At 45.2% G+C, this 8,668-nt stretch carries 4 protein-coding genes; all 4 read left to right on the forward strand.

What is annotated here, in order from left to right; all coding sequences use genetic code 11:
- Positions 1–110: 110 nt before the first annotated feature.
- Complete coding sequence (locus ACEE44_RS06730) at positions 111–857, forward strand: lysophospholipid acyltransferase family protein (protein ID WP_449171708.1); 747 nt, start codon at positions 111–113, stop codon at positions 855–857.
- 68 nt (positions 858–925) lie between these two features.
- Entirely contained in the window at positions 926–1,588 is a 663-nt protein-coding gene (locus tag ACEE44_RS06735) for a helix-hairpin-helix domain-containing protein (protein WP_449171709.1), read from the forward strand.
- The gene (locus ACEE44_RS06740) at positions 1,572–3,809 is read left to right on the forward strand and encodes a DNA internalization-related competence protein ComEC/Rec2 (protein ID WP_449171710.1); all 2,238 of its coding nucleotides are present in this window, start codon (positions 1,572–1,574) and stop codon (positions 3,807–3,809) included. Before ACEE44_RS06735 ends, ACEE44_RS06740 begins: the two co-directional genes overlap by 17 nt.
- Before the next feature lie 171 nt (positions 3,810–3,980).
- The coding region (locus tag ACEE44_RS06745; protein WP_449171711.1) for a ZmpA/ZmpB/ZmpC family metallo-endopeptidase at positions 3,981–8,668 on the forward strand (4,688 nt) is incomplete at its 3' end.

The following is an 8,668-nucleotide window of genomic DNA, read 5'->3' on the forward strand; positions in this document are numbered from 1 at the left end:
AGTGTGCTGTCTAGTTTGTAAGAAAAAGATTTTGAAAAAGCCTGACAACTTTGGTCTGGGGTTATCCATCTATTTATGCTATAATGGGGGAGATTGAAAAGGAGAAGTATATGTTTTATTCTTATCTACGAACGCTATTGACTTTCTTACTGTGGGCTATCAATGGTAATATTCATTATCATGACAGAGAAAATATTTTGCCAAAGGAAGAAAATTATATCCTCATCGCCCCACATAAGACCTTCTGGGATCCTGTTTTTCTGGGCTATGCGGCTGCACCAAAGCAGTTTATCTTCATGGCGAAGAAAGAGCTCTTCAAGGATCGTGGCTTTGGTTGGTGGATTAGCAAGTGTGGTGCCTTTCCCATTGACCGTGAAAATCCTGGCATGGCAGCCATCAAGTATCCTGTCAATATGTTGAAAAAAAGTGACCGTTCGCTGGTCATGTTCCCGTCTGGTAGCCGTCATTCATCTGAACTAAAAGGTGGAGTAGCAGTCATCGCCAAGTCTGCCAAGGTCAAACTCATGCCAGCTACCTATGTCGGGCCTTTAACCATTAAGGGGCTTTTGGCTGGAGAGCGGATTGATGTTGCTTTTGGAAATCCTATCGATGTTTCAGACATCAAGCGAATGGACGATGCAGGTACAGCAGAAGTAACTGGCCGAATTGAGGCTGAGTTCAAACGCTTAGATGACCATGCGGCATCTTTCCAAACCAAGAAAAAACCCAATATCTTGACTTACATTTACCGTGTTCCTGTACTCTTACTAGTTGCGCTTGTCCTAGGCTTGACCTATGTCTTTAGCTATATCGCCAGCTTTTTCTGGCAACCAAGTACTCAGTTGGATAAAAAATAATATGATGAAACTCGTAAATTTGCGAGTTTTTTTGTATCTTTTGCGCACTATATAGGTGGAGGTTATTTATGGATACGATTAAAACTTATTTAGAAATGCTTAAAGAATACAAATGGCAGATTGCCTTGCCAGCAGCGGCTGGCTTGCTTATGGCGACATTTTTAATCTTCAGTCAACCAACCAAGTCTGATCAGACAGGACTGACAGATTTTCCTCAAACAGAGCAAGCTTCAAGCAGTCAGGAGCAGACGGAGGAAACCAGTACAGAAGAGAGTGAGGAGCTCAGCCAGCTGGTTGTTGATGTCAAAGGAGCGGTGGAAAAACCAGGGCTGTATACTTTAGAGGCTGGTGCGCGTGTCAATGACGCAGTTGAGGCAGCTGGTGGCTTGACCAGCCAGGCAGACCCCAAGTCTATCAATCTGGCTCAGAAGCTCAGCGACGAGGCGGTGGTCTATGTGGCCAGCAAGGACGAAAATATCTCGGTGGTGACCAGCACGACCGCCAGCTCTGCTATGTCCCAAGACGAAAAAAATACCACTCTTGTCAATCTCAACACAGCGACCGAGGCTGACCTGCAGACTATTTCGGGCATCGGTGCCAAGCGGGCGGCGGACATTATCGCCTATCGTGAGGCTAACGGCGGCTTCAAGTCGGTGGACGACCTCAACAATGTTTCAGGCATCGGCGACAAGACTATGGAAAGCATCCGGCCTTATGTCACGGTTGAGTAAGCTCCCCTGCCAGCCCATCCACCTGGCAATCTTGGCGGTGGCGGCTTACTTTGTAGTCCACTCTTTTTCCCTCTTGACAATAGGCCTACTCAGTTTGGTGTTAACTGTCTTTGGTGTTCGGCAAGGTAAGACGGTTCTCCTCAAAACGCTGCCGCTTTTAGCCCTGTGCGGTCTGTTTTTCGGATGCCAAAAGGTCCAATGGGAGCGGGCAGACCAGTCAGCCCCAGAGCAAGTCACAACTGTGCAGGTCATTCCAGATACCATTGAAGTCAACGGGGACAGTCTGTCTTTTCGTGGTCGGTCTGACGGACAAACCTATCAAGTGTTCTACAAATTAGCCAGTCAGGAGGAGCAGGTCTATTTTCAAAAGTTGACAGATTTGGTCCAGCTAGAAGTGGAAGCAGAGGTCAGCCTGCCAGCTGGTCAGCGGAATTTCAAGGGCTTTGACTATCAGGCCTATCTGAAAACACAGGGCATCTATCGGACTGTCAAGCTAACGGCGATTAAGAAGATTGTCCCTGGCCAGTCTTGGAATGTTTTTGACTGGCTGTCAACTTGGCGGAGGCAGGCCTTGGTCTATGTCAAAACCAATTTTCCAGCACCAATGAGCCACTACATGACAGGACTCTTGTTTGGGGAATTGGATAGTGAGTTTGACCAGATGAGCGACCTCTATTCTAGTCTGGGCATCATTCATCTCTTCGCCCTGTCTGGCATGCAGGTTGGATTTTTTATCGATAAGTTTCGCTGGATTTTACTGCGTTTGGGCTTGACCAAGGAAACGGTTGATAAGCTGCAAATTCCCTTTTCCCTTGTCTATGCGGGCTTGACAGGCTTTTCTGTGTCGGTTGTGCGGTCCTTGGTCCAGAAAATTCTGGGCAATATGGGCTTGCGGAAGTTGGATAACTTTGCGGTGACAGTTTTTGTCTGTCTGCTGGTTCTGCCCCGATTTTTACTGACAGCAGGAGGAGTACTGACTTTTACCTATGCTTTCTTGCTGACGGTTTTTGATTTTGAGGACTTGGGGCAGGTCAAAAAGGCTGCGGTGGAGAGCCTCAGTATTTCGCTGGGAATTTTGCCGATTCTCATGACCTATTTCTATGCCTTCCAGCCCTTGTCTATTCTCTTGACCTTTGTCTTTTCCTTTGTCTTTGATGTCCTGCTTTTGCCAGGTTTGTCGGTCATTTTTCTCCTCTCACCCTTGGTCAAGATGACCTGGGTCAACGGATTTTTTGTCTTTATGGAAAAAATCATTGTCTGGGTGGCGGATTTGGGATTGCGGCCTTGGATACTGGGCAAGCCGTCTGAGCTGGTCCTCTTGCTTTTGCTGGTCAGCCTTTTCTTGCTCTACGATTTCCACAGGAAGAAAAACTGGCTCCTGGGACTGAGCCTGATCCTCGCTCTGCTATTTTTCATCACCAAACACCCGCTGGAAAACGAGGTGACGGTAGTGGACATCGGGCAGGGGGATAGCATCTTTTTGCGGGATATGCGGGGGCGGACGGTTCTGATTGATGTGGGCGGTCGGGTCGATTTCGCGGCCAAGGAAGCGTGGCAGGAGCGGTCTTCGCAGGCAAATGCAGAGCGGACCTTGATTCCCTATCTGCATAGTCGGGGTGTGGATAGGATTGATAGCTTGGTTCTGACCCATACCGACACAGACCATGTGGGTGATATGTTGGAAGTGGTTAAGCAGATGCAAATTGGTCGGATTGTCGTGTCGCCGGGAAGCCTGACGGTGCCTGACTTTGTAGCCACCTTGAAAGAAATCAATGTGCCTGTTCATGTGGTCAAAGTGGGCGACCGCTTGCCAATTTTTGACTCCTATCTGGAAGTCCTCTATCCAGCTGGGACAGGAGACGGTGGCAATAACGACTCTGTTGTTCTTTACGGTCGCTTGTTGGAAACCAATTTTCTCTTTACAGGGGACTTGGAGCAGGGGGAGTTGGACTTGATAAAAGCCTATCCCAACCTGCCTGTCGATGTACTTAAATCCGGTCACCACGGATCCAAAGGTTCTTCCTATCCTGAATTTTTAGACCATATCGGAGCCAAGATTGCTCTGGTATCTGCTGGAGAAAATAATCGTTACAAGCATCCCCATCAAGAAACCTTGGACCGCTTTGGCAGTCGGAATATCCAAGTCTATCGTACAGACCAGCAAGGAGCCATTCGCTTTAGAGGCTGGACGGAATGGCGGATTGAAACGGTGAAGGAGTAAATTTTGAAGAATATACAATAAAACTACGATAATATTTAGTTTCCTAACACCCATTGTTGGGAAATTTTTTTGTTGCGATAAAATTGACAGCGTATTCTTTGCATTTCATACTTTTTACTTATATAATTATAGTGGATTTTTTATTCGTCTCAAAAAGGAGATTATATTTTAATGAATTTACATTTTTTACAAAAAAAGCAGCATTTTGGCATACGTAAGTTTTCCATCGGTGTCGTATCTGTTGCCTTAGCAATTAGCTTTAGTGTTGCTGGAGGGCAGGTTGCGGCGGCCCAAGAGGCAAGCCAAGCTCCTATTAGTAGCCTTGCAACCAGTCAAACTAGTTCGGAAGTGACAGAGGAAGCCATACAAGTACAATCTGTTAGTGGGCAGATTGAGGTAGTAGAGGAAGTAGCTAGTTCTCAATCGGTTACGACTAGTCCTCAAGTAACGCAATCTCAAGGTAGTGGACTGGTAGAAATAGAACCAGCAGTACAAGATAGTTTGACTAATCAGGAGCTAGCAGTCAGTCAAACAGTTGCGCCAAGTCAAGCGGAACTAGTGCAAAATCAGACGGTAGGGGGAGAACAGAGTGGGCAAGTTGCTGGAGAACTCGCTCTGTTGATTGAGCCAACTGCAAGCACTTCTTCAGCTACTGGGGATGCAGAAATGGATCTAAGTCAAGTAGAACAACCGGTAGCAACTTCGCCGAACCAGGCTAGTCAATTGGTTCAACCATCCGTAACATTAGTAGAAGAAGCTACTCCGACAGACCAAGCGGTAGTAGAAGCTGTTCAGCCTGTGTTGCGTTCAGCTCGAATGTCTCGTAGTGTAGCTGCCAATGAAGTTGCTAAATTGCCACTAGATGACCAAGGGGAGCTTATGACCTCTGTCACTGGAAAAACAGTTCAGCAGTTTCAAGTGGTTTATTCGGATGGTAGTAGTCAGATAGTCCCTGCGACGACTCAGCCAATTACAAGCCAGACCAGTGAAACAGTTGCTCAACAGGTCGCTTCGCTGAAAGATGACTTTGCAGCTGTGACCTACGAATCACTCTATCCTCATTTGTCTCATCAAGAAAATTTTTTTGAAAAATTAGATTTGGAAAAGGCTATTCGTCAGGAAAATGGTGGAAGTAATTTACCAGCTGACCAGCTACAAACTCTCAAGCAGACAGCCTATATGGATATGCTGGATATGAGAGAGAATTTTGAGCGAGAAAAGGCTAAGATTGAAACGACGCTTACAGGTATTTTTGAGAAATCAAGTCAGGTCAATGTAGAGGATATCCGTCGTAATAAAGAGAGAATCTTAGCAGGTTTATCCTATCTGGATCGCCAATATTCCTTTGAATTTGGTCAATATCAGGCAAAGGATTTGATTTTACATTATCCCCAGGTGTTCGGCGGTGGGGGCACCCCTTTAAATACACTTAGTATTTTGAACACTTTAACCTATCGTGATTTGACTTTGGGTCAGTCAGCGACCACTTACCAAACTAAACTAGCTCCAATTACAAATCAAGCTGATATTTTCTCCTTTGTGGAGAAGGGCGTTGGCCTTTTTGAGCCAGGCAAAACAGGAGAGCAATGGTTTAAGGAGACTAGCAAGGCTCATCTGGCAGAGTCCCAATCTCCTTATGGAAATTCCTCGCTCTATCAGAAATTAAAGAGCAATGCACGTCTGAATAATCACTTTATTCCCCTCTTGAGCCTGTCTAGTGATCTTGTGTATGCCATTAGCACTTCAAACACAGTCAACTATGGTTTGACGGAATCCTATGTCCGACCAGGTGACCAGACCGGCTTGGCAACCTTTAAAGCTAATTTACAATCCTATGCTGATGACCAGGAAAGCTTTTTGAAATTCTGGCATCGCATCAGTCAAAACAGGGATATTCTAGCCAATCACGAACCCATTATTGTGGTTGATAGTCCGCAGAAACTAGGGACAGCCAATCAGCGAGTACAAGAACTCTATTCACCAAAATATGGTTCAGGTGTTTTAGAAGGGGTCGAGAAATTTATCAGACCGCTCAACCTTTATGCCAACTTTTTACAAGCTGATGGTCAGGCCAATGGAAAGACTTCCATTAATCTTTTCTTGAAAAAATCCCTGTCTGAGGCAGGTCAGTCTGTCTATACCCATGAATTGACCCATATGTTTGATAAAAACGTTTGGTTAAATGGCTATGATAGACGAGCTGGCCAGTTACAAGAAGTTTTTGCCAGAGGAATGTTTGAGTCTATGGATGTTGCTAAAACACCCTATCAAGACCCAAGCTTTATTATCAATACAGCCTATCGCATAGGTGACAATCGGACACAAAATGCTAGTCCAGAACGCTTTCAAACGAGCGAGGATCTCAAGACCTATATGCAAGGTATCTTGGATGTGATTTACACTCTGGACTATGCAGAGGCCCAGTCTATCTTGAAGAAGACGCCGGAAGAAAGAGCTGTTCTGCTCAATCAATTGAGCCTTGTCGCAAGTGCTAATGGTGGTCAGACAGATCAAGCTCAACCAATCTCGAGTGATTTAGCAGCAGGTTTGCAATCTGTCCATGATTTTGTAGATAAGCAATTGATTTCAGGTCGCTACAAGTTTGACGGTCTCAATACCACAGGAACAGCTCGGACCAATTCTTACTACACCATTCCTCTCTTTGAGCCTATCTATGCAGGTCTGCAAAACAATGCAGGAACAGTAGGTGACATTAGCTTTAGAAGAAATGCCTATGATATTCTTGGTGAGTATGGTTATGAAAAAGGAATGGTAGCCTATGTTTCTGGCCAATATGCCAATGATCAGGCAGCTTTGAATGCCATTATGCCAGAATATGGAGGAGACCTAGCAACCTTTAAGAAGGCTATGTTTGACCGTCGCATCGCCAAGGTTACTGAGCTAAAATCCACTAGTGTAGCTAGCGATTTCGCTGCTATTCAGAGTTTGATGGATGTAGCCATTGCCAAAGATTTGCAACAGATGAAACTTAATGCAACCACCAGGGTAGCCTTGTCAACTAGAGTTTCAGCTGTTCAAGAATTGAAAAAGAGCATCTTCCAGGCTTATTTGAAGGATACAGATGACTTCCGTACAAGTATTTACAGTCAACCGAAGGCGCGTGAGCTCTATGTCACCAAAGGTGCTGAAACATCTAAAGAGGGACAGGGAACAGAAACTCATCCATATCAAAGTTTGTCCTATGCTATTTCCCAAGCTAAAGATGGTGATACAATTAAATTGGTGAGTGATATCATCCATCGTGATGGACAAAATTTTTCAACGAATTTTGTCATCGATAAGGCGGTGACAATTGATGGTCGTGGGTATAAATTAAACCTTCGTGGTCTTAATTTGCTAACGACAAAAGATGTGACCCTAAGCAATCTCAAGCTCGAGATGATTCCTGATGGTGGTCAGCAACCGAAGATTTATGCGGATGGTAACCATCTGAGCTTTAATAACGTGTCAACGACCATCAGTCAGGCCCAGGTCGATCTTCGTCCTACCTTGATTGCAGGTTCTCCAACTGACACCCCTTCAGGAAGGCATGCTCGGATCTCGATTATTGGCGGTTCCTCAGACACTCGCTTCCAGCAAATTTTTGGGGGCCATGCCCAAGGGACTAGTTTGATTCCGGTTGAGATTTTCATAGACTCAGAATTTGCCAAGGTTGATCAAGGGATTGACTTAGGTGGTGTAGATGGTAACCAAACACTTGGTCGGGTTAGCCTAGAGAGTAATTCCGGCAATATCAAGAAAGTTATGGCGACTAATAGTTCAGATAACCAAGTGAGTCTGAAAGCAACTCGTATCTATGGGCTAGATTTAGTAGATGTTCAGGAATTGGCCTTGCGAGATCAAGCAAATATTACCCTATCTAATCGAGTTTCTAGTATCTCCACCCGACTAGAAGTGGAAACAGGTAGCCTTCTCAATCTGGATATGGACCAGAATCTTCAAGTGGGTGAGTTGTCTGGTGATGGTCAATTGATTATCCCCGCTAGCTCTAATTTGCAAGTGACAGGAGATATTCAAGGTAGTGTTCAGGTTCTTGTCAGAGGCTTTGAACAAGATCTGACCAAGAATATAGACAAGGAATATGTGAGGGTTGAGGGACTGTTATCTCCTACAGCTCGTATTACCTTGGAGAAAGGCTATAATCGTTTTGACCTGGTCAAAGATGAAATTGTTTATCGCTTGGTAGAGCTAAAACAGCCTGTTCAAACTCATACAGTAACTTTGCACTTCACCCAGTCAGGTCAGTTGTTAAAAGCGAAACAGGTGCAAGTTGAAAATGGGCAATCAATCACAGGTGTGGAGAACGATTTGCCTATAGCAACAGAGGGAACCTATCAGTTGGATCCAAACTTTGACAGAAGGGCGTTGACAGCTATCACTAGCAGTAAAACGATTGAGATTCCAGTAGTCTTGGTTCTATCAAAAGCAAGTCGCTACCAGCCTCACGTTAATGGGGAAGCCCGTGTCCTGCCGGCAAGCAGTAGTGAGGAAACAAAAGCTGAAATTGTGAAGCAAATCAGTCTACCAGCTGAAGCAGGTCAATTTGATGTTGTAGTAGTCACTCCTATCCCACAGTCTAGTGGTGACCACTCCATGACTGTTCGTGTGGTCTATGACGACCTCAGCCATGAAGAGCTTGTAGTTCCCCTTCATATTCTCACAATAAAAAATGGAGAAGTTGTCAAACACAGCTTGCCAGAAGGTGTTCTTCCTAAAGCGGATCGCTACCAGCCTCAGGTTAATGGGGAAGCCCGTGTCCTACCGGCAAGCAGTAGTGAGGAAACAAAAGCTGAAATTGTGAAGCAAATCAGTCTACCAGCTGAAGCAGGTCAATTTGA

The sequence above is a fragment of the Streptococcus sp. 32226D021BW genome, from assembly GCF_053545015.1.

Excerpts from the sequence above, each read along its gene's own strand:
- ACEE44_RS06735 (WP_449171709.1), top strand. The coding sequence starts at position 926 with ATGGATACGATTAAAACTTATTTAGAAATGCTTAAAGAATACAAATGG.
- ACEE44_RS06740 (WP_449171710.1), top strand. The coding sequence starts at position 1,572 with ATGTCACGGTTGAGTAAGCTCCCCTGCCAGCCCATCCACCTGGCAATC.
- ACEE44_RS06730 (WP_449171708.1), top strand. The coding sequence starts at position 111 with ATGTTTTATTCTTATCTACGAACGCTATTGACTTTCTTACTGTGGGCT.